The sequence below is a fragment of the bacterium genome (genome assembly GCA_024224155.1).
Taxonomy (GTDB): Bacteria; Acidobacteriota; Thermoanaerobaculia; order Multivoradales; family JAHEKO01; genus CALZIK01.
The window spans coordinates 1-1050 of the sequence record JAAENP010000480.1; the positions used below are offsets into that span (position 1 = coordinate 1).

Annotated in this window: 1 protein-coding gene; it reads right to left on the reverse strand. The window is 67.8% G+C overall.

The genetic code is table 11. From position 1 onward, the window contains the following. Positions 1–1050 (reverse strand): hypothetical protein (locus GY769_23265; protein ID MCP4204839.1); only part of this gene is annotated, 1050 nt, incomplete at both ends.

Below are 1050 nucleotides of genomic sequence, written 5' to 3' on the forward strand. Positions count from 1 at the left end.
ACCTCGTCCCCCGCCCGGACCTGGTCCGGACCCACCAGGTCCAGGGACACGACCGGCCCCGCGGGCCAGAGATGGGCGATCTCCGGAATTATGGTCTCACCGCGGATCCATTCCTCAGTCAGCTTGACCTGCTCCTGCCAGTGCGGCAGCTTGAGGACCGCCGGTATCAGCACGTTGGTGGCGATCGAGCCATGGTGCCGGTGGGCGCCGTCGTCGGCCGAGCGCCGGGGGTCTCCGGCCTCGCCGCGACCCGGATCGTCGGAGCCTGAGACCAGGCGCATGTGGCAATCGCGGCAGCTCAGGTCGGTTTCGGGATCCTCGGTGTGCCAGTGGCTCTTGCGCCACTCGTCGTACTGGTTCTGCCCCGGGCTCAGACCGAACCGATTGAGCGCCTCGGGGATGAACTGCTTGTGGCAGGCGCCGCAGAACTCGGGGGTTCGCAGGAGGTTCCGGTCGTAGTCGGCAAGGTGCTGCCGGGGGTAGGCGCGGATGAGGAAGTCCGAAGCGAGCTTCCTCAGGCCCTCGGTGCCTTCCCAGATGTACTTTTGCGGTGGCGTCAGCACGTAGTCGGCATTGCCCCTTTGATCGACGCTCGAGATGGAGTGGCACACCACGCACGAGCTGCCCTCCTGCATTCCCGGCGCGGCGAGGTCGAGGTTCTGGATGTCCTTGGCCCCGGCAAACAGCGAGATCGGGTCATGGCAGCCGGCGCAGTACCGGGTCTGGGCCGGATCGCGGTCGGCGGCGAAGTCCTTCTGGACCTGCTGGAAGGGAGGATTCATGGCCGAGAAGCGGTGCGCGCTGGGCTGCCACTCCGCCAGGATCTGGCTGTGACAACCCGAGGTTCCGCACGACTCGGAGCCGGCGAGGACGGCGGGGTCCACGAACATCCCGCTCTCGGTCCTGGCGTAGGTCGGTGCAAACGGGCTGCCGCGGTATTCGTCGAACTCCTGGACGTACGAGGAGAGCGTGTAGTCGGCGGGAATGGGGAGGTCCACCTGCCGGCGCGGCCACGCCACCGCGACCACGACGACGCCGAGCGTGGTGGCG